The organism is Herbiconiux sp. VKM Ac-1786 (assembly GCF_015350805.1).
Classification (GTDB): Bacteria; Actinomycetota; Actinomycetes; order Actinomycetales; family Microbacteriaceae; genus Herbiconiux.
Genome location: NZ_JADKSG010000001.1, coordinates 1,421,916 through 1,440,741, shown reverse-complemented (window position 1 = coordinate 1,440,741; position 18,826 = coordinate 1,421,916). Strand labels below are relative to the sequence as shown.

Below are 18,826 nucleotides of genomic sequence, written 5' to 3'. Positions count from 1 at the left end.
CTACTCCCCCGCCGACCCCTCGGTCAGGGTCGAGACGTCGGTGCGGTGGAAGTTCAGGTGCGAGCGCGAGGCCGTCGGCCCGCGCTGCCCCTGGTAGCGCGAGCTGTACTCGGTCGAGCCGTAGGGACGCTCGGCGGGGCTGGAGAGCTGGAAGAAGCACAGCTGACCGATCTTCATGCCCGGCCAGAGCTTGATCGGCAGCGTCGCCACGTTGCTCAGCTCGAGGGTGACGTGCCCCGAGAAGCCGGGGTCGATGAAGCCCGCGGTGGAGTGGGTCAGAAGGCCCAGTCGACCGAGCGAGCTCTTGCCCTCGAGGCGCGCCGCGAGATCGTCGGGCAGGCTGACGCGCTCGTAGGTCGCGCCCAGCACGAACTCCCCCGGGTGCAGGATGAACGGCTCGTCGGGCTTCGCCTCGATCAGGCGGGTCAGCTCGGGCTGGTCGGCCGCGGGGTCGATGAAGGGGTACTTGTGGTTGTCGAACAGCCGGAAGTACCGGTCGAGCCGCACGTCGACCGAGGAGGGCTGCACCATGGCCGGATCGAAGGGCTCGAGGCTGACCCGGTTCTCGCGGATCTGGGTTCGGATGTCGCGGTCGGAGAGGAGCACGCAGTCAGTGTATAGACTTGACGCGTTCGCCCGCCGTGGCGGATGCGCGGATGTAGTTCAATGGCAGAACTTCAGCTTCCCAAGCTGATAGCGCGGGTTCGATTCCCGTCATCCGCTCCGAACGGAGCATCATTGCTCCATGGCCTTCCCCTTCCGCACCATCGCCCGCGTCGCCCTCGGCTCGGCTCTCGTCTTCGCCGGCACCAGCCACCTCACCTTCGCCCGCCGCGACTTCCAGGCCCAGGTGCCCGAGTTCGTGCCGGTCGACACCGACACCGTGGTGCTCGCCTCGGGCATCGCCGAGATCGCCCTCGGCACCGCGCTCGTCGCACTCCCCCGGCACGAGAAGGCCGTCGGCACCCTCGCGGCGCTGTTCTTCACCGCGATCTTCCCGGGCAACGTCTCGCAGTGGCTGCACGGTCGCAGCGCCTTCGGCCTCGACACCGACCGCAAGCGCGCGGTGCGCCTCGTCTTCCAGCCCGTGCTCGTGGCGTGGGCTCTCTGGTCCACGCGCACCCCGCGCTAGATTGGGGCCGTGGCCCACCGTGTACTGCTCGACGTCGACACCGGCGTCGACGACGCCCTGGCCGTGCTCTTCGCGGTCGCGCATCCCGACATCGAGCTCGTCGGCATCACCTGCGTGGCCGGCAACACCTCGCTCGAGAACGTCGTCGCCAACACGCTGACCGTGCTCGACATCGCCGGCGCTCCCGAGCTCCCGGTGGCCGCCGGGGCGCTCCGGCCCCTGATCGAGCCGCCGCGGGCCTCGCACGTGCACGGCACCGACGGTCTCGGCGACCTGGGTCTCCCGGTCTCGACGCGGGTTCCGGATGCGCGCCACGCCGTCGATCTCGCCCGCGACCTCCTGCTGGCCTCCGATCACCCCGTCACGATCGTCGCGCTCGCCCCGCAGACCAACCTCGCCCTGCTGCTCCGCCTGCACCCGGAGGTCGCCCCGAAGATCGAGCGCATCCTGTTCATGGGCGGCTCCGCCTCCGGCGGCAACGCGACCGCGGTGGCCGAGTTCAACGTCTGGCACGATCCCGAGGCCGCGGCCGTGGTGCTCTCGTCGGGGGTGCCCGCGTTCATGTACGGGCTCGACGTGTTCAATCAGGTGACCATCGACGAGCCGGCCGCGCGGGCCCTGCTCGCGTCGTCGTCCGCGTCGGAGCGGCTGGCCGGAGCGCTGCTGCACTTCCAGATGGCCGACCCCGAGTCGGACGACGCCACCGACCCGGCCGCGTTCGGCGGGCACATCGGCGACGCGGGAGCGCTCTGCGCCCTGGTCGATCCGGATGCCCTGCGGGTGGAGCGCCATCCGGTGCGGGTGGAGCTCGGCGGCGAGAGCCGGGGGCAGACCGTGGTCGACCGGCGCCGGCGGGTGGGCGAGGACACGGTGCACGCCGGGGGCGGTTCGGCCGCGCATCCGATCGACGTCGCCCTCGATGTCGACGTCGAGCGCTTCGCCCGGCTGTTCCTCGAGACGATCAGCCGGCTGCCGTGAGCGGCACACCCGTGGCGGGGGTCGAGGCGGTCAGCGAGGACGAGTTCCGCGCCGAGACGTCGGGGGAGGGTCTTCCTCCCCTCGCCCGGGTGCGGGACGGGCTGCACGTGCTCCCCCAGGCGCTCGGTTCGACGCACTCGCCCCGCTACACGCTGAGCTACCTGGTGCTCGACACGGCGGGCGGGGTGCACGTGATCGATCCGGGGTGGGACTCCGACGAGAACCGGGCCCGCCTCGAGAACGCGCTCGACTCGCTGGGACGCTCGATCACCGACGTGCGCAGCACCGTCTCGACCCACCTGCACCGCGATCACCTCGGGCTCGCCGACCACCTCCGCGACCGAGTCGGCGCCGTCATCGTGCTGCACGAGCGCGAGCAGGCCGCCATCGAGAGGCTCGCCGACGCCCGCGACCGGCAGACCCCGGGTGCGGCGACCGCGCGGCTGATCAGCTGGGGGGTGCCGGCCGGACGCCGGGCGGAGCTCGAGCCGATGTCGATCGAGGTGACGGCGGCCCGTTCCTCGGCCGACCGCCTGGTCTCCGACGGGGACGTGCTGGACATCCCCGGTCGGCGGCTCGAGGTGCTCGACACCCCCGGGCACACGCCGGGGCACATCGCCCTCGTCGACCGGGACGAGCGGCTCGTGTTCACCGGCGACCACCTGCTGCCCTCGATCTACGGCGGGATCGGCCTCGGCGGACCGGTCGAGGATGCTATCGGAGACCAGTTGGCCTCCCTCGACCGACTGGAGCAGCTGGAGTCCGGTCAGTCGTATGCCGTTGACGGCATGTTCGAGGTCCTGCCGGGTCACGGCTTTCGTTTCACCGGGCTGACCGCGCGCGTGCGGGACACCCGCGAGCACCATCTGGCCCGCTCGGCCGAGGTCGCCGAGCTGCTCGGGCAGAGCTCGGGTGCCTCGGTCTGGCAGGTCGCGGAGGGGGTGCGCTGGTCGGCGGGCTGGGCGAACCTCCGGCCGTTCCACCGCTTCTCGGCACTCGCGCAGACCGCGATGCACGTGGCCCACCTCCGCCTCGCCGACGAGAAGGGAGTCGGCTGATGCCGGCGTTCATCGACATCCCCTCGCCCGGCTGGCCGCTGCAGTTCGGCGAGGCCGGGAACCCCGCCGTCGTGATCGTGCACGACGCCTACGGCCGCCTGCCCTACCTCGAGGCCTACGCCCGTGCCCTCGCCGGTCAGGGCTTCTTCGTGGTCGTGCCCGACCTGTTCGACGGCGTCGCGACGATCGAGGCCGACGGCGCCGCCGAGCTCGAGGGGCGGCTGGACCCGGGCTTCGCCCTCGCCACGCTCGACGACGCCGTGGCGCTCGCCCGCACGCCCGACGGCCCGGGCACCGAGGCCGACTCGCCCGCCGACCGCGCCCGGGTCGGCCTCATCGGCCTGGGCCTCGGCGGTCGCTACGCACTGCGGCTGGCCCAGCGCGGGTCGGCGGATGCGGTGGTGGCCTACCACGCGCTGCTCGGTGACGACGAGGGCGGCGTCATCCCCGCGCCCGTGCTGCTGCACCGCGCCGAGAACACGGCGTGGGCCGGCGGAGTGGACGTCGACGGCTTCGTCAGCCGCCTCAAGGAGCACGGCACGCCGGTGACCCAGCACAGCTACGCCGGAACCTCGGCGGGGTTCGCGAACGCGACCGTGCTGCCGCTCGTGGACCGCAACGCCGCCGCGCTCGCCTTCGCGCGGAGCACTTATTTCCTTCAGGCCCAGCTGCTGGACTAGCGTTCCGGAGCATGACCGCATTCGCTCCCGAGGTCGTCGAGGCGATCCTCCGCCACATGAACGGCGACCACACCGACGACAACGTCCTGATCGCACGCGCCTTCGTCGACCCGAGTGCCGAGGCGGCCGAGATGGTCGGTCTCGACGGAGACGGGGGAGTGTGGGACGTCACCACCGCGCGCGGCGTGCACCGCGCATCCGTCGCCTGGCCCGCCGGGGCGATCACCGAGCGCGGGGAGGTGCGCCGGGAGATCGTGGCGCTCTACGACGAGGCCTGCGCCGTGCTGGGCGTCGAACCCCGCGCGCATTCCTGAACATCACTGGACCTCGGCAGGGGTCCCTCCGCTAGAGTTAGGCACACCTAACCTCCGACGGCTTGGACTGAACGCATGGCTGCAGTGATCCCCTTCTCGCAGGCGCTTCGCGAGCGCACCTGGACCGGACATTCCGACAGCGAGGGCGCCGGCTTCATGACCGACCTGATGAGCGGCAAGGGCTCGCGCGACGACTACATCGCGCTGGTGGCCCAGCACTTCTTCATCTACGAGGCGCTCGAGGCCGCGGCCGACCGCATGAAGAACGACCCCGTGGCCGCGTCGTTCATCTCGCCCAAGCTCACCCGGCTGCCCGCGATCGTCGAAGACCTGCGCTTCCTGATCGGCGACGACTGGCGCGAGCAGATCGTGCCCCTGCCGACCACCGCCCGCTACGTGCGGCGCATCGACGAGGTCGCCGCCACGTGGAACGGCGGCTTCATCGCCCACCACTACACGCGCTACCTCGGCGACCTCTCGGGCGGTCAGATCATCCGCACCCTGATGCAGCGCCAGTTCGGCTTCGAGACCAACGGCGTCGGCTTCTACCTCTTCGGCGACATCGCGAAGCCGAAGGAGTTCAAGGAGACCTACCGCACCCAGCTCGACGCGGTCGACTGGGACGCGGCGGAGCGCGAGCGGGTGATCGACGAGGTGCTGGTCGCCTACCGGTTCAACACCGAGCTCTTCCTCGACCTGGCCCAGGCCAAGGCCACGCAGGTCGCCTAGGCGGTCGCGGTGCGGCGCCCGGCCGCGAGGGCCGGCGGGGCCGTCACCACGACGACGTCGCGCGAGCGCTGCCGCGAGGCGGCCACCAGGCTGAGGGCGAGTCCGATCAGCCCGAACACGGCGAGCGCCGCCGCGGCACCGAGCACCGTGTCGAGCGACCCGCCGGAGAGCAGCGCCTGCAGCCCGGTGATGGCGTTCGTCAGGGGCAGCAGCGACGCCAGGCCGGTGTAGAGCGACGAGCTCAACCCGGTCGGGATGATCACGGCCGCAGCCGCCACCTGCACCGCCAGCAGGGCGATCGAGAGCACCCGCCCCGTCTGGCCGAGCAGCGCGATCAGCCCCTGGTGGAGGGTGACGAACACGAGCGACATCAGCAGCGAGAACAGGATGCTCCCGGCGAGGCGGGCGGGGTCGGCCCCCACCGCGAACAGCACCACGGCCACGACCGCCGCCTGCACGAGACCGAGCACGGCCGCGGGCACGAGTGCGGAGACGACGACCCGGAGGGTCGACGCGGTGGAGTCGAGCGCCCGGCGCGTGAAGGGTGCGAGCAGGAGGTAGACCGCGAACGCGCCGAGCCAGAGCGCCAGCGGGATGACCACGGCGGCGATCGCACCGGCGGGGGAGGGGGCGACCCCCGTGCTCGACTGCGCCGTGAGGATGGGCTGGGTGACGACGGTCGCCAGCTGCGCCTTCTGGTCGTCGGTGTACGCCGGGATGGCGTCCGAGCCCTTCTGCAGGCCGGTCGCCAGCTCTTCCGGGGCGGTGCTGAGCTGGTGCAGGCTGCCGCCGAGGTCGGAGGCGCCCTTCGCGGCGTCGCGGAGGCCGCCGGTCAGCGACTCCATGCCCGTGGCCAGCTGGGACGAGGCACCGGCGGCTCCGGAGATGCCCGTCGTCAGCAGGGGGGTCGCGGCGGCGAAGGCCGACTGGGCCTCGCTGAGCTCGGTGGAGTACTTCTCGAGCTCCCCGACGCCCAGGGCGTCGGCACCCAGCGCGAGCGTGACGGTGAACGACGAGACCCGGATCCCGGCCGCCGTCTCCTGCAGCTGTGCGAGCCGGGCCTGGGTCTGCTCGGGCGTCAGGGTGGGCACGTCGGCGCTCAGGGCGGCGATGTCGGCTTCGAGCGCCTTCTGGCGGTCGTCGATGGCGTAGCTCGCGGCCGTCTCCGTGTCGAGCACGGTCTTCAGGAACGAGATGCCGCTCGAGATGCCGGAGGAGGCCTCGGCGAAGCCGTCCGCCACCTGAGGCAGGGGTGCGATGACGGTGGACAGCGTGCCGAGCCCCGAGGACAGCTGCTGCATGCCCGTGGTGAGCGGCGCCGCTCCCTCGTCGACCGCCTTCGTCAGGCCGCCGGCGAGCTGGTCGGCCCCGGTGCCGGCCTGGTCGACGTAGCCGGCGATCTGGGTCGCACCGCCCGCCGCCTGCGACAGACTCGTGCGCACGTCGCCGAAGGCGTCGAGCGACTTCGTGACGTAGCCCGAGGTGATCTGCCGGGAGACGGCCGCCTGGAGGTCGGTCGAGAGGGCGTTCGCGAGCAGCTGGGTCGCGTAGCTGCTGCCGGCGTTGGTCTGCACCTGCAGCGTCGACTGCGCCGGGGTGGCGGTGCCGACCGACTGGAACGACGCACTGAAGTCGGAGGGGATCGTCACGACGGCGGCGTAGTCGCCCGACGCCAGACCGGCCGAGGCGGTCTTCGCGTCGGTGAGGGTCCAGCTGAAGCCCGTGCCCGAGGTGCCGTCGGTGAGGTCGGTGGTCAGCAGCTTGCTGAACACCGCCTTCGACGTCGTCCCGTCCGCTGCCGTGACGTCGACGTACTCGTCCTCGTTCACCACGGCGGCGGGCAGCAGGGGCGCGGTGCTCGCGGCCGACCCGGCGGCGGTCGAGCCCGTGTCGGCGTCCGCCGGGCTCTGGAACGCGCTGACGGCCACGCCTGCGATCAGCAGCGGCGTGAGCACGGCGAGGCCGATGGCGATGCGGCGCCCGAGCGGGGAGACGGGCGCGGTGTCGCCGCGGCGCGCGAGGGATCGGAGGCTCGTCATGCGGTCACTTCTTCTCGGGGGGTGCTGTCGGTGGGGGCGGCCGGGTCGTCGGCGGTGTCGGCCGGGTCGGCCGGGTCGGCCTCGAGCGCGGCGGGCGCCGCCGGGGCGGCGAGCTCCTTGGCCGGCAGGTGCGCCGTCAGCTCGAGCCCGACGGGCGCGGGGGAGAGCTCGAGCACCCGCACGCTGCGGCCGCTCAGCTCGAGGCGCGCCCCGTGGTGCGCCACGGCGAGGGTCGCGGCGAGCGGCAGGGCGTCGTGCAGCACGGCGAGCGCCCGCTGCAGCAGCGGGGTCGGGATGCCCGTGGCGTCGATCGCCACGAGCCGCGCCCGGGTCGCGGTCGCCACCGCGAGGCTCCGCAGCCACTCCTCGGCGACCGGCGCGCCCCAGAGCTCGTCGAGCTCGGCCCCGAGCTCGCGCTCGAGCAGGGTGAGCACCCCGGGGGCTCCGGACGGCAGCGCCCCGGCCGGATCGCCGGGCGATCCCTCGACGGGCCGCCGCACCAGCACCGAACTCCGCCGCAGCGCCGCCGCGTGGAACGGCAGCGGCTGGTCGAGCACCCGCAGGTGCCCGCCCCGCAGCTCCTGGCGCCCCGCGAACGCGGCCACCACCGCCTCGGGATGCGTCGACGACGCCCCCGTGACGAGCACGAGCTCGCCCGCCTCGGCGCTCAGCTCGAAGGGCGCGGCTCCCGCCCCGGTCACGACGGCGCCCGAGGCGGCCACGGCGTAGGGCCTCCCGGCCTCGTCGAGGGGCCGCCACTCGGTGGCGGCGAGCAGCTCGCGCACGCCCTCGCCCTCGAGGTCGACGTTCGGCAGGATGCGCCCGAGCCACGCGGGCAGCGCCCAGCCCCAGCGACCGAGCAGGATCATCACCGCGGGGATGAAGGTCATGCGCACGAGGAAGGCGTCGATGAACACGCCGGCCGCGAGTCCCAGCGCGATCGGCTGCAGCACCGCTCCGCCGCCCGGCACGAACGAGGCGAAGACCGCGAACATGATCAGCGCCGCGGCGGTCACGACGCGCGCGGCGCCGATGAAGCCGTGCCGCACCGCGGTGTGCGGGTCGCCCGTCTTGACGAACTCCTCGCGCATCCGGGAGACCAGGAACACCTGGTAGTCCATCGCCAGCCCGAACAGCACGGCCATCAGCAGGATCGGGAAGAAGCTGATCACCGGCCCGACCTTCGCGACGCCGAGCACGTCGGCGAGCCAGCCCCACTCGAACACGGCGGTGACGATGCCGAACGACGCGAACACCGACAGCAGGTAGCCGATGGTGGCCGTGACGGGCACGGCGAGCGAGCGGAACACGATGGTGAGCAGGATGATGCACAGGCCCACCACGACGATGCCGTAGGGCACCAGAGCGCTCTGCAGCCGGTCGGAGACGTCGATGCCGAGGGCGGTCTGGCCGGTCACCCGGTAGCCGAAGCCGTTGGCCTCGGCGAACGCCGGCTCGTCCGAGCGGATGCTCTGCACCAGGTTCTGGGTGGCGGCGCTGTCGGGCGCCGATTCGGGCGTGATCGAGACGATGAGCATGTCGGCCGTGGCGTTCGGCACCACCTGGCTCACCGCCTGCACGTCGTCGAGCCCGCTGAACCGGTTCTCGAACGCGCTGATCGCGTCGCCCAGCTCGGCCGCCGCGACGGTCGAGACGTCGGCCGTCACGAGCAGTGGCCCGTTGAACCCGGGCCCGAAACCGTCGTTCAGCAGGTCGTAGCCGGTGCGCGAGACCGAGCCCTCGGGGTTGTAGCCCGCATCCGGAAGCGTCAGCCGCATCGAGCCGACGGGCAGCGCGACGATCACGAGACCGATCACCACGACCGCGACGGTGATCACCGGTTTCGCCGTGACGATCGCGACCCAGCGCGCCCCGAGGGTGCGGTGCGTGCCCTCGGCCGCGAGCTCCCGCTTCGCCGAGCGCGAGGTGGGCTTGGGCACCAGCCGCCGCCCGAACAGGCCCAGGATGGCCGGCAGCAGCGTGAGCGCCACGAGCACCGCCACGACCACCGCCACCGCGGCGCCGAGCCCCATCACCGTCAGGAAGGGGATCTGCACCACCGCGAGGCCGAGCAGCGCGATCACGACGGTGAGCCCGGCGAACACCACCGCGCTGCCCGCCGTGGAGGTGGCGACGGCCGCGGACTCCTTCGGATCCATCCCCCGGATGAGCTGGGCCCGGTGCCGCGAGACGATGAACAGGGCGTAGTCGATGCCCACCGCGAGGCCGAGCATCGTCGCGAGCAGGGGAGCGGTCGAGGAGACGTCGGCGAAGGCGGTCGAGAGCACGATCAGCGAGTAGGCGACGGCGACCCCGATCACGGCCGTCACCAGCGGCATCCCGGCCGCGAGCAGCGAGCCGAAGGTGATCAGCAGCACCACGAAGGCGACGGCGAGGCCGATCAGCTCGGTGTCGGCAGCGGCCGTGGCGGCGTCGGTGAGGCCCGAGTACGCGACGGTCATCCCGCCTGTCGCAGCCGTCTCGGCAGCCGCCTTCAGCGCCGTCGCATCGGCCGCCGTGAAGTCGGAGCTCGCCACCTTCAGCTGCACCGTGCTGAAGGCCAGCCGGCCGGCGTAGTCGCCGGAGTCGGAGACCTGGCCGGTGACGCCGTCGTCGAACGGACCGCTGACCCCGACCACGTCGGGGGAGGTCGCCATGGCGGCGTCCGCGGCCGCGATCTGCGACTCGAAGTCCTGGATGCTCGACCCCGCCGGCACCTCGAAGATGACCCGCACCGAACCGCCCGCGGCCTGGGGGAAGCGCTGGTCGAGCATATCGATCGCCGTCTGCGACTCGGTGCCCGGGATCTCGAACGCCGAGGCGAAGGACTTCTGCAGCAGCTGTCCGCCGCCGACGATGAGCACGAGCAGCACGATCCAGCCCACGATCACGACGATGCTCCGTCGTGCGGCGAACCGGCCGATGCGATACAGCACAGTTGCCATGGTGAACCCCCTCGCCGCAAGGCTATCGGCGCTCCCTCGCCCGTGCCGGGCCGGGCCCTGCCCCAGTAAGGGGGGCGGGTCAGGCGCGCGCGGCGGCGGCCTCGTCGCGACGGCGGCGCATGAACGCCTGCACGGCAGGATCGACGATGATGTCGGAGGGCCGCAGCGGCCGGGTGAGGTAGAGCCCCTCGAGCGAGGTGAGCCGCGAGAGCGCCACGTAGGTCTGGCCCGGGCTGAACACGCGGGCGCCGAGGTCGACGACCGCCTCGTCGTAGGTCTGGCCCTGCGACTTGTGGATGGTGACCGCCCAGGCCAGGCGCAGCGGGAACTGCGTGAACTCGCCGATCACCTCCTTGCTGAGCTTCTTCGACTCGGGTGCGTAGGAGTAGCGGTGCTTCTCCCAGGCCACGGGGTCGACCTCGTGCACCTCGCCGTCGACCTCGACCCACACGGTGGAGGCGATCTTGGTGACGGTGCCGACCGTGCCGTTCACCCAGCGCTGGTCGGCGTCGTTGCGCAGGAACATCACCTGCGCGCCCACCTTGAGCTCGAGGTTGAGGTCGGCCGGGTAGGCCCGGCCGCCGAAGTCGCCGCTGATCTCGGCCTTGGCGCTGAGCACCCGGCCCGGCAGCCGGCCGAGTGCCGTCTGGTTGATGCGGTTGACGGCGTCGTTGCGGGTGGCCAGGGTGATGGCCGAGTCGGGTGCGGGGGAGCGGGCGCCCGTTCCGTTCAGCACGTCGGCGATCTCCTTCGTGACCATGCCGAAGCGCACGGCGTTCAGCATGTGCTTGAACTCGTCGTCGTGCTGGCGGTGGATCTCGGTCAGCTCGACGATCTCGAGCTCCGTCTCGTCCCACACCTTGGCGTCGAAGAACCACATCGAGCGGTAGTGGTCGGCGAAGTAGGCGCGCTCCTCGCCGTCTCCCGGCACGGGGGCCAGCTGGTAGGGGTCGCCGAAGAGCACGACCTGCACGCCGCCGAACGGCTCCGACCGGCGCCCTCGCGCCTGCCGGAGCGACCGGTCCATCGCATCCATCAGATCGGCGTTCACCATCGAGACCTCGTCGATCACGAGGGTGTCGATGGTGTTCAGCAGCTTGCGCACCTCGGCGTTCTGCTCGATCTCGCTGTCGGCGACGACCCCGATCGGCAGCCGGAAGAGCGAGTGGATGGTCTGACCGCCGACGTTCAGGGCGGCGACCCCGGTGGGGGCCGAGATGACGAGCTGCTTCTCGGTGGTGGAGGAGAGGTGGTTCAGCAGGGTCGACTTGCCCGTGCCGGCCCGGCCGGTGACGAAGACGTGCTTGCGGGTGCCCTCGATCAGCTCGTAGACGCGCTGCTGCTCGGCGGAGAGGGTGGGCCTGGCCATCCCTCCAATCTACCCGCCGCCCGGGGCGGTCTCCCGGCGCCCGCCTAAACTGTGCACATGGATGCGGGAGGTGTGGACGGGCGCGAGGCCCTGCACCGATCGATCGTGATCTGGGTGGGTCTGTTCGTGCTCACGATCGCCGCCCTCGTGTCGGCCGTGGGCATCCTGAACCGTGAGCTGTTCAGCGCCAGCAGCTTCGTGCGGGTCTACCTCGAGGCGCTCGCCGACCACGACGTGCCCGGCGCGCTGGCGACCCCCGGGGTGGCGCTGACGAGCGGCGACGAGGCCGGCACCGGCGAGGCGGCCCTGGTGACCCCGGATGCGCTCGGCGGCATCACGGGCATCAGCGAGGTCAGCGACACCGAGATCATCCCCGGCCGTCACCGCATCGTCTACTCCTACACGCTCACCGGAACGGGCGAGCAGCAGGTCGAGGGCCAGACCGAGTTCGATGTCGTGCAGACCGGCAGCAGCTGGCTCGTCTTCCCCGAGTGGGAGTTCCTGCGCTCGCCGACCGCGCGGGCTGAGGTCACCGTCTCGCACGCCAGCACCTTCACCGCCGGCACCGTGCAGGTACCGGCGGGCGATGCGGGCGCGTTCCGGGCGAACCGCAGCTACGACCTGCTGGTGCCGAGCCTCACGGTGCTCGGCCACACCTCGCACTACCTCGGCGCGTACCCCTCGAAGCTCGTCGCCACCAGCACCGGCAGCTCGGTGAGCGCCATCGTCGACGTGCAGCCCACCACGCGCTTCCTCGACGAGGTGCAGACGACGGTGCACGACTTCCTGGCCGACTGCGCCACCGAGACGCTGCTCTACCCGCCCGGCTGCCCCTTCGGGCTGGAGGTCGACGACCGGATCGTCTCCGAGCCCGACTGGTCGATCGAGACCTTCCCCGCGCTGACGATCATCGCCGGGCAGGACAGCTGGGTGGTGCCCACGGCGTCGGGGAGCGCGCACGTGCGGGTGGACATCCGCTCGCTGTTCGACGGCACGGTCACCACGATCGACCGCTCGATCCCCTACGACGTGACCTTCGCGCTGAACATCGAGCCCGACGGCGCCATCCAGTTCGCGCCGCGCGGCTGAGCAGGCGGCGCGCGGCGCGGCGCTCTAGCGGGCCGTGTCCTTCTCGGCCAGGCGCTCGAGCATCGCGTTGTACTCGCCGAGCTCGGCCTCGTTCGTGCGGTCGGCGTTGCGGTCGCGCCGCTTCGTCTCCTTCTTGTCGACGCGGCTCCACTGGATCGCGACGATCAGGGCGAGGGTGAACGTCGGGATCTCGCCGATGCTCCAGGCGATGCCGCCGCCGTTCTGCTGGTCCTGCAGCGCGCTCGGGCCCCAGTCGCGACCGGTGGCGCCGAACCAGTCGGCGAGCAGGAGGCCGGTGCCCTCCATCAGCGCGAGGCCGAAGAAGGCGTGGAACGCCATGGTGCCGAGCAGCAGCAGCAGCCGGAACGGGTAGGGCAGCTTGTACGGCACCGGGTCGACGCCGATCAGGGCCTGCACGAAGAGGTAGCCGACGATCAGGAAGTGCACGATCATCCACTCGTGACCGAAGTGGTTCTCGGTGGCCCAGCGGAACAGCGGGGTGTAGTAGAAGGTGACGAGGCTGGTGGCGAACAGCACGCCGGCCACGACCGGATTGGCGATGACCGTGGCGACCTTGGAGTGCACCGCGAGCAGCACCCACTCGCGCACGCCCCGGCTGCCGTCGGTGCGCTTCTTCACGGCGCGCAGCACGAGGGTCACGGGGGCGGCCGGCACGAGCAGCAGCGGCACCATCATGCTCAGCGTCATGTGCCCGAACATGTGCACGCTGAACAGGAACTTCTCGTAGACGTTCAGGCCGCCGTTGGTGACGTAGAACAGCAGCAGGATGCCCGCGATCCAGAGCACCGTGCGGTACCAGGGCCAGCGGTCGCCGCGGCGGCGCAGGCGCAGCACGCCCGCGATGTAGAAGAAGATCGCGAAGGCGCAGACGAGCACCCAGATCAGGTCGAAGTTCCACTGGGTGAGAAAATTGGTGACCGTCAGCTCGGGCGGCAGCTTCTCACCGCTCAGGATCTGCGCGGCGGTCTGGGTCTCGGGCACCTCCTGCGGCACCGGGGTGGCGGTGCGGGCGAGGGCGGCGGCGAAGCCGGTGGCGATGCCCATGAAGCCGAGCTCGGCGACGACGAGCCACCAGAAGTGCCGCCGACGCTCGGTGGTGCCGAGCTTGCCGATGACGTAGCGGCGGTGCAGGGCGCCGATCAGGCCGAGCGCGAGCAGCGCACCCACCTTGACCAGCACCAGCACTCCGTACGGCGTCAGGAGCCGGTCGAGCGACCCGACCCGCAGCTCGGCGCTCACGTAGCCCGACGCGGCCACCACGATGAAGCAGACGATGGCCACCGTGGAGTAGCGCGCGACGACGTCGACGAGCACCGGGGTGGTGAGCTGGCGGCTGAGCAGCACGATGACGACGAGCCCGCCGAGCCAGGCGGCGGCGAAGATGAGGTGCAGGCCGAGCGCCGTGATGGCGGCGTCGTGGCCGTCGACCCCCGCGGCATGGCCCTGCTGGGCCATCGGCACCAGGCAGACGACGGCGAGCAGGCCGACGAACACCAGCGCCGTGTGGTTGCGCACCGCGAAGCAGAGCACGGTGACGACGGCTCCGAGCAGCGTGGTCTGCAGCCAGGCCTGGCCGAGCTCGATCTGGGTGAGGAACTGCCCGAGGCCCTGGCTGAAGGCGTCGTCGAAGCTGAGGGCGCGGGCGGTCACGCTGAGGTAGCTGAAGAAGCCGGTCAGCGCCGCCGCGACGGTGAACAGCCCGGCGGATGCGGCGGCGACGTCGAGGGCACGTCCCCAGGCCGGGCTCGACGGCGGGAGGGCGAAGACGACCAGGCCGATGGCCCCGATCATGCCGGCGGCCGAGATGTTGACGAGCGTCGAGGTGATCGGCAGCCCGAAGCGCACGACGGGCCCGGGATCCTCGAGCAGCTGCGGTGCGGCGCCGCCGCCGATGGCGAGGGCGATCAGCAGGGCCGCGAAGGCGGCCACCACCAGCACGGCGGGGCCTGATACGCGGACGACTCTCAGCACCCGTCCACTGTACGCGCGTCGGCCTGGGCCTTTGCCGGAACGGCGGCAACCGCGGGGCCGTTGCCAGCAGGGCCGTTAACAGCGGAAGGGCGACGGCCGAAGCCGTCGCCCTTCTGAGCTGGTGGTGAAGCGACTACTTGGCAGCAGCCTTCAGCTTCGAACCGGCCGAGATCTTGACCGAGTGACCGGCCGGGATCTCGATGGTGGCGCCGGTCTGCGGGTTGCGGCCGGTGCGAGCGGCGCGCGAGGTGCGCTCGACGGCGAGCCAGCCCGGGATCGTGACCTTGGTGCCCGAGGCGACCGAGTCGGCCAGCGTCGAGAAGAGAGCGTCGAGCACCTCGTTGACGGAAGCCTGCGTCTGGCCGGAAGCGGCGGCGACGGCTGCGACGAGCTCGGTCTTGTTGAGTGACTTGTCAGCCATTTAAGGTGTCCTCCTCGGACCTCTTCGCTACCTGGGTAGCTTTTTCAGTGGAACGGTCCCGGCCACAGGGCCAGTTCGGTTGGTCGGTACGACCGTGGGTAATTTACCAGCTGGACTTCGTAATGCCCGGCAATTCGCCCCGGTGAGCCATGTCGCGGAAGCGGACACGGCTGATGCCGAACTTGGAGAGGTTTCCGCGGGGACGGCCGTCGACGGCGTCGCGGTTGCGCACGCGGATCGGCGAGGCGTTGCGGGGGAGCTTCTGCAGCCCCAGGCGGGCGGTCTCGCGCTCCTCGTCGGTGGACGTGGGGCTGACGAGGGCCTTCTTCAGCTCGAGGCGCTTCGCGGCGTACCGCTCCACGATGACCTTGCGCTGCTCGTTCTTGGCGATCTTGCTCTTCTTAGCCATGTGTTTACCGCTCCTCTCGGAAGTCGACGTGCTTACGGATGACCGGGTCGTACTTCTTCAGCACGAGACGGTCGGGGTCGTTGCGACGGTTCTTCTTGGTCACGTAGGTGTAACCGGTGCCCGCCGTCGAGCGGAGCTTGATGATGGGACGGACGTCCTGCTGCTTTGCCATTAGATCTTCTCCCCACGAGCGAGGAGGTCCTTGACGACCGACTCGATTCCACGAGCATCGATGACCTTGATGCCCTTCGCCGACAGGGTCAGCGTGACGTTACGGCGAAGCGAGGGCACGTAGTACTTCTTCTTCTGCACGTTCGGGTCGAAGCGGCGATTCGTTCGCCGGTGCGAGTGCGAGATGTTGTGACCGAAGCCGGGAACGGCTCCTGTCACCTGGCAGACTGCTGCCATTGCTTCCTCCATTTGGTTACCGTGAGACGAGCGTCTCACCCAAGATGACTTGTCGACAGGCCCGACTCATGACGGGCCCGCAGAGGGCGGAGGATTCCACCCAACCTCGCTAGCTTACACCATCGCCCGCCGGGCGCGGGAAGCGGTCAGGGGGTGGGCACGCAGGCCGAGCAGAAGCCGAAGATGTCGACGACGTGCTCGGGCCGGCTGAAGCCGTGCAGGGTCGCCGTGCGCTGCGCCCACGACTCGACCTCGTCGGCCTCGATCTCGACCGTGAGACCGCAGCTGCGGCAGATCAGGTGGTGGTGGTGCGCCAGCGAGCAGGCGCGGTAGAGCGCCTCGCCCTCGGGCGACTGCAGCGAGTCGGCCTCGCCCTCCTGGGCGAGATCGGAGAGCGCCCGGTAGACGGTCGCAAGACCGATCTGCGAGCCCGAGTTCTTCAACGAGGAGTGCAGGCTCTGCGCGCTGACGAAGCCCATCTGGGTTCCCAGGGCGCTGCGCACCGCTTCGCGCTGCCAGGTGTTCCTCTTCACTGCATCACCGTCCTCGTCGTCAACGGTACCCGCCCCGACAGGCCCCGACGTCGGCGCCGCCAGGACACCAGGCGGCAGATCAGGTAGATCGTGAACGAGATCGTCGTGACGTAGGGGCTGATCGGCACGGAGGCGCCGAGTGCGAGCATGATCCCGCCCACCAGCGAGAGCACGGCGAACAGGGTGCTGAGCAGCGGCACCACGACGGGCGACGACGACAGCCGCAGCGCGGCGGCGGCCGGTGTGACGAGGATCGAGAGCACCAGCAGCGAGCCGACGATCTGCACCGAGACCGCGACGGCGAGCCCGAGCAGCAGCATGAAGACGATCGACAGCCCGCGCACCGGCACGCCCCGCGCCGAGGCCACGTCGGCGTCGGCGCTGGCGAAGGTGAGCGGTCGCCAGACGAGCAGCAGCCCGAGCACGACCACGATCGAGATGGCGATCAGCGAGTTCAGCCGCGGGTCGTCGACCGCCACGATCTGCCCGGTGAGCAGCCCGAACTTGTTCGCCGACCTGCCGGGGTAGAGCGAGAGGCAGAGGATGCCGAGCCCCAGCCCGAACGGCATCAGAACCGCGATGATCGAGTTGCGGTCGCGAGCCCGTGAGCCGAGCAGCCCGATGATCAGCGAGGCGATCAGCGACCCGATGATCGAGCCCTCCACGACCCCAATGCCGAACAGCAGCCCCGCCGCGGCTCCGGCGAACGAGAGCTCGCTGATGCCGTGCACGGCGAACGCCATGTCGCGCGACATCACGAAGACGCCGATCAGGCCGCCCACGATCCCGAGCACGGCGCCCGCGATGATCGAGTTGCGCAGCAGCACCACGAGCTCGCCGTAGTTCGCGAAGTTGAAGACCTCCGACCAGATGTCGCCGTTCACGGCAGCCCTCCCAGCAGCCCGGGGGAGGGCCGGTGGTCGTGGTCGTCGTGGTGGGCGAGCTGGTCGTCCGGATGCCCGTGGGCCCCGTCGGGCGTACCGACGACGATCACCCGTCCGTGCGTGCGGATCACGTCGACCCGCGAGCCGTAGAGCTCGCTCAGCACCTCCGAGCGCAGCACCTCCTCCGGCGTCCCGATCCGGAAGCCGCCGCCGGCCAGGTACAGCACCCGGTCGACCATGTCGAGGATCGGGTTGATGTCGTGGGTGACGAAGAGCACCCCGAAGTCGCGCTCGCGCCGCTGCCGATCGATCAGCTCGCTGACCGCGCGCTGGTGCGTGAGGTCGAGCGAGAGCAGTGGCTCGTCGCAGAGCAGCAGCCGGGGCTCCCCGGCGAGCGCCTGGCCGATCCGCACGCGCTGCTGCTCGCCGCCCGAGAGGGTGCCGACGCCGACGTTCGCGTAGTCCGTGGCCCCGACGGCCTCCAGCAGGGCGTCCACCTCGCGGCGACGGGCGGCCGAGGGCAGCGGCACGCCCCAGCGGTGTCCCGACAGCCCGAGGGCCACGAGGTCGCGGGCGCGCAGCGGGGTGCCGTCGTCGGCGAGCTTCTGCTGCGGCACGTAGCCGATTCGGCGGTCGCCGCGCTTGCCGGGTGCCCCGAGGAACGACACCGAGCCACCGCTCAGCCGCTGCTGTCCGAGGATGACCTTGAGCAGGCTGGACTTGCCCGAACCGTTCGAGCCGAGCACCGCGATGAACTCGCCCGGCTGCACGTCGAGATCGAGCCCCGACCAGAGGGTGCGGGGCCCGAACGCGAGGCTCGCGTCGCGCAGGGTCAGCACCGGGTCGGTCACCTTGACACCCTACTGCCGCGGGCGCGGGGCCTAGCCGAGGGCGTCGGACACCGCCTTCAGGTTCGCCGTCATCCACTCGACGTAGTCGACACCGTCGGGGAGGGTCTCGGTGACCGGCACCGCGGGGATGCCGTTCTTCTCCGCGGCCTCGAGCACCGCATCGGTCTGCGGGCCGCCGGTCTGCGCGTTGTAGACCAGCACGTCGACGCTCTTGTCGTCGAACAGTGCGAGGGTCTCGTTCAGCACCAGGGGCGGCACGTCGGTGTCCTCCTCGATGGCCTCGCTGAACTCGTCGGGCGTCTTGTTGTCGAGCCCGGCGGCGTCGAGCAGGTACAGCGGCACGGGCTCGGTGATCGCCACCCCGGCGCCCTGATGGGCCGAGGCGAGCTCGGCCTCGCCGCTTTCGAGGGTCGTCAGCTGATCCTTGAGCTTCTCGCCGTTGGCCGAGAAGTCGGATGCGCTTCCCTCGTCGAGCGCGCTCAGCTCGGTGACCAGCTGATCGACCAGCTTCTGCATCGTGGGGAAGTCGTACCAGAGGTGCTCGTTGAACTCGCCCTCCGCCGGCTCGGTGTCGTAGCCCGAGATGTCGGTGACGTTCAGCACCGTGGCGCCGGAGTTGTCGGCGGCCGAGAGCATCGTGTCGATGAAGTCGTCGTAGCCGCCGCCGTTCTCGATCACGAGCTGCGCCTTCGAGAGCGAGAGCTGGTTCTGGCCGTCGGCCTGGTACTCGTGCGGGTCTTTGTCGGGGCTGTCGATGATCGACGTCACCGTGGCGGCGTCGCCGGCCACGGCCTCGGCGATGCTGCCGTAGACGTTGGTGGAGGCGACGATGCTGATGCCGTCGGAGGGTGCGGCGGTGGTGTCGGCCGACGAGCCGGACGAGCATCCGGCCAGGCCGAGGGCGAGCACCGCGGAGGACGCGAGGACAGGAAGGAGTCGGGAGGTCACGCGACCAGACTATTGATAGTGATTATCAATAGCAAATCAGCACGCGG

Annotated in this window: 20 protein-coding genes and 1 tRNA gene; 8 read left to right on the top strand and 13 right to left on the bottom strand. The window is 70.9% G+C overall.

Features of this window, described 5'->3' with window-relative positions; all coding sequences use genetic code 11:
* Positions 1 to 606, bottom strand: a complete 606-nt coding sequence (gene dcd, locus ITJ64_RS07190; RefSeq protein ID WP_194679996.1) for a dCTP deaminase — start codon at positions 604 to 606, stop codon at positions 1 to 3.
* A 46-nt stretch (positions 607 to 652) separates the two neighbouring features.
* Here dcd and ITJ64_RS07185 point away from each other — a divergent pair.
* The 7 genes from ITJ64_RS07185 (at position 653) to ITJ64_RS18855 (ending at position 4,891) form a co-directional block, all read left to right on the top strand.
* Positions 653 to 723, top strand: a tRNA-Gly gene (locus ITJ64_RS07185).
* Between the two features lie 22 nt (positions 724 to 745).
* Entirely contained in the window at positions 746 to 1,132 is a 387-nt protein-coding gene (locus ITJ64_RS07180; protein ID WP_194679995.1) for a hypothetical protein, read from the top strand.
* A gap of 9 nt (positions 1,133 to 1,141) precedes the next feature.
* Entirely contained in the window at positions 1,142 to 2,110 is a 969-nt protein-coding gene (locus ITJ64_RS07175) for a nucleoside hydrolase (protein WP_370545074.1), read from the top strand.
* Complete coding sequence (locus tag ITJ64_RS07170) at positions 2,107 to 3,168, top strand: MBL fold metallo-hydrolase (RefSeq protein ID WP_194679994.1); 1,062 nt, start codon at positions 2,107 to 2,109, stop codon at positions 3,166 to 3,168. The genes ITJ64_RS07175 and ITJ64_RS07170 overlap by 4 nt, the downstream gene beginning before the upstream one ends.
* Positions 3,168 to 3,848 carry a dienelactone hydrolase family protein gene (locus ITJ64_RS07165; protein WP_194679993.1) on the top strand — a complete coding sequence of 227 codons (681 nt, stop codon included), beginning with the start codon at positions 3,168 to 3,170 and terminating at the stop codon, positions 3,846 to 3,848. Before ITJ64_RS07170 ends, ITJ64_RS07165 begins: the two co-directional genes overlap by 1 nt.
* Before the next feature lie 11 nt (positions 3,849 to 3,859).
* Positions 3,860 to 4,162 carry a DUF2470 domain-containing protein gene (locus ITJ64_RS18860; protein ID WP_228507728.1) on the top strand — a complete coding sequence of 101 codons (303 nt, stop codon included), beginning with the start codon at positions 3,860 to 3,862 and terminating at the stop codon, positions 4,160 to 4,162.
* A gap of 75 nt (positions 4,163 to 4,237) precedes the next feature.
* The gene (locus tag ITJ64_RS18855; RefSeq protein ID WP_228507726.1) at positions 4,238 to 4,891 is read left to right on the top strand and encodes a heme oxygenase (biliverdin-producing); all 654 of its coding nucleotides are present in this window, start codon (positions 4,238 to 4,240) and stop codon (positions 4,889 to 4,891) included.
* Here the strand turns inward: ITJ64_RS18855 and ITJ64_RS07155 are convergent.
* The 3 genes from ITJ64_RS07155 to ITJ64_RS07145 form a co-directional block, all read right to left on the bottom strand.
* Complete coding sequence (locus tag ITJ64_RS07155; protein WP_194679992.1) at positions 4,888 to 6,930, bottom strand: YhgE/Pip domain-containing protein; 2,043 nt, start codon at positions 6,928 to 6,930, stop codon at positions 4,888 to 4,890. The genes ITJ64_RS18855 and ITJ64_RS07155 overlap by 4 nt on opposite strands.
* On the bottom strand, positions 6,927 to 9,875 hold the full coding sequence (locus tag ITJ64_RS07150) for an MMPL family transporter (protein WP_194679991.1): 2,949 nt from the start codon (positions 9,873 to 9,875) through the stop codon (positions 6,927 to 6,929). Before ITJ64_RS07150 ends, ITJ64_RS07155 begins: the two co-directional genes overlap by 4 nt.
* Before the next feature lie 79 nt (positions 9,876 to 9,954).
* A complete protein-coding gene (locus ITJ64_RS07145) occupies positions 9,955 to 11,244 on the bottom strand; it encodes an ATP-dependent RecD-like DNA helicase (protein WP_194679990.1) in 1,290 nt (429 codons plus the stop codon).
* A gap of 57 nt (positions 11,245 to 11,301) precedes the next feature.
* On the opposite strand from ITJ64_RS07145, the gene ITJ64_RS07140 reads away from it, so the two are divergent.
* A complete protein-coding gene (locus ITJ64_RS07140) occupies positions 11,302 to 12,333 on the top strand; it encodes a hypothetical protein (RefSeq protein ID WP_194679989.1) in 1,032 nt (343 codons plus the stop codon).
* Between the two features lie 24 nt (positions 12,334 to 12,357).
* Here the strand turns inward: ITJ64_RS07140 and ITJ64_RS07135 are convergent, their stop codons facing one another.
* From ITJ64_RS07135 to ITJ64_RS07095, 9 genes are all read right to left on the bottom strand, one after another.
* Positions 12,358 to 14,325 carry a cytochrome c oxidase assembly protein gene (locus ITJ64_RS07135; protein ID WP_370545073.1) on the bottom strand — a complete coding sequence of 656 codons (1,968 nt, stop codon included), beginning with the start codon at positions 14,323 to 14,325 and terminating at the stop codon, positions 12,358 to 12,360.
* A 133-nt stretch (positions 14,326 to 14,458) separates the two neighbouring features.
* The gene (locus ITJ64_RS07130) at positions 14,459 to 14,746 is read right to left on the bottom strand and encodes an HU family DNA-binding protein (protein ID WP_022897485.1); all 288 of its coding nucleotides are present in this window, start codon (positions 14,744 to 14,746) and stop codon (positions 14,459 to 14,461) included.
* A 103-nt stretch (positions 14,747 to 14,849) separates the two neighbouring features.
* Positions 14,850 to 15,155 carry a 30S ribosomal protein S14 gene (rpsN, locus tag ITJ64_RS07125; RefSeq protein ID WP_173182132.1) on the bottom strand — a complete coding sequence of 102 codons (306 nt, stop codon included), beginning with the start codon at positions 15,153 to 15,155 and terminating at the stop codon, positions 14,850 to 14,852.
* A gap of 4 nt (positions 15,156 to 15,159) precedes the next feature.
* Entirely contained in the window at positions 15,160 to 15,327 is a 168-nt protein-coding gene (gene rpmG / locus ITJ64_RS07120) for a 50S ribosomal protein L33 (protein ID WP_022897487.1), read from the bottom strand.
* Positions 15,327 to 15,563 (bottom strand): 50S ribosomal protein L28, encoded by a 237-nt coding sequence (gene rpmB, locus ITJ64_RS07115; RefSeq protein ID WP_173182131.1) that lies wholly within the window; start codon positions 15,561 to 15,563, stop codon positions 15,327 to 15,329. The genes rpmG and rpmB overlap by 1 nt, the downstream gene beginning before the upstream one ends.
* Positions 15,564 to 15,709: 146 nt before the next feature.
* The gene (locus ITJ64_RS07110) at positions 15,710 to 16,096 is read right to left on the bottom strand and encodes a transcriptional repressor (RefSeq protein WP_194679988.1); all 387 of its coding nucleotides are present in this window, start codon (positions 16,094 to 16,096) and stop codon (positions 15,710 to 15,712) included.
* Positions 16,093 to 16,980 carry a metal ABC transporter permease gene (locus ITJ64_RS07105; protein WP_194679987.1) on the bottom strand — a complete coding sequence of 296 codons (888 nt, stop codon included), beginning with the start codon at positions 16,978 to 16,980 and terminating at the stop codon, positions 16,093 to 16,095. The genes ITJ64_RS07110 and ITJ64_RS07105 overlap by 4 nt, the downstream gene beginning before the upstream one ends.
* Entirely contained in the window at positions 16,977 to 17,831 is an 855-nt protein-coding gene (locus ITJ64_RS07100; protein WP_370545072.1) for a metal ABC transporter ATP-binding protein, read from the bottom strand. Before ITJ64_RS07100 ends, ITJ64_RS07105 begins: the two co-directional genes overlap by 4 nt.
* Positions 17,832 to 17,861: 30 nt before the next feature.
* Entirely contained in the window at positions 17,862 to 18,779 is a 918-nt protein-coding gene (locus ITJ64_RS07095; protein WP_194679986.1) for a metal ABC transporter solute-binding protein, Zn/Mn family, read from the bottom strand.
* Positions 18,780 to 18,826 lie beyond the last annotated feature (47 nt).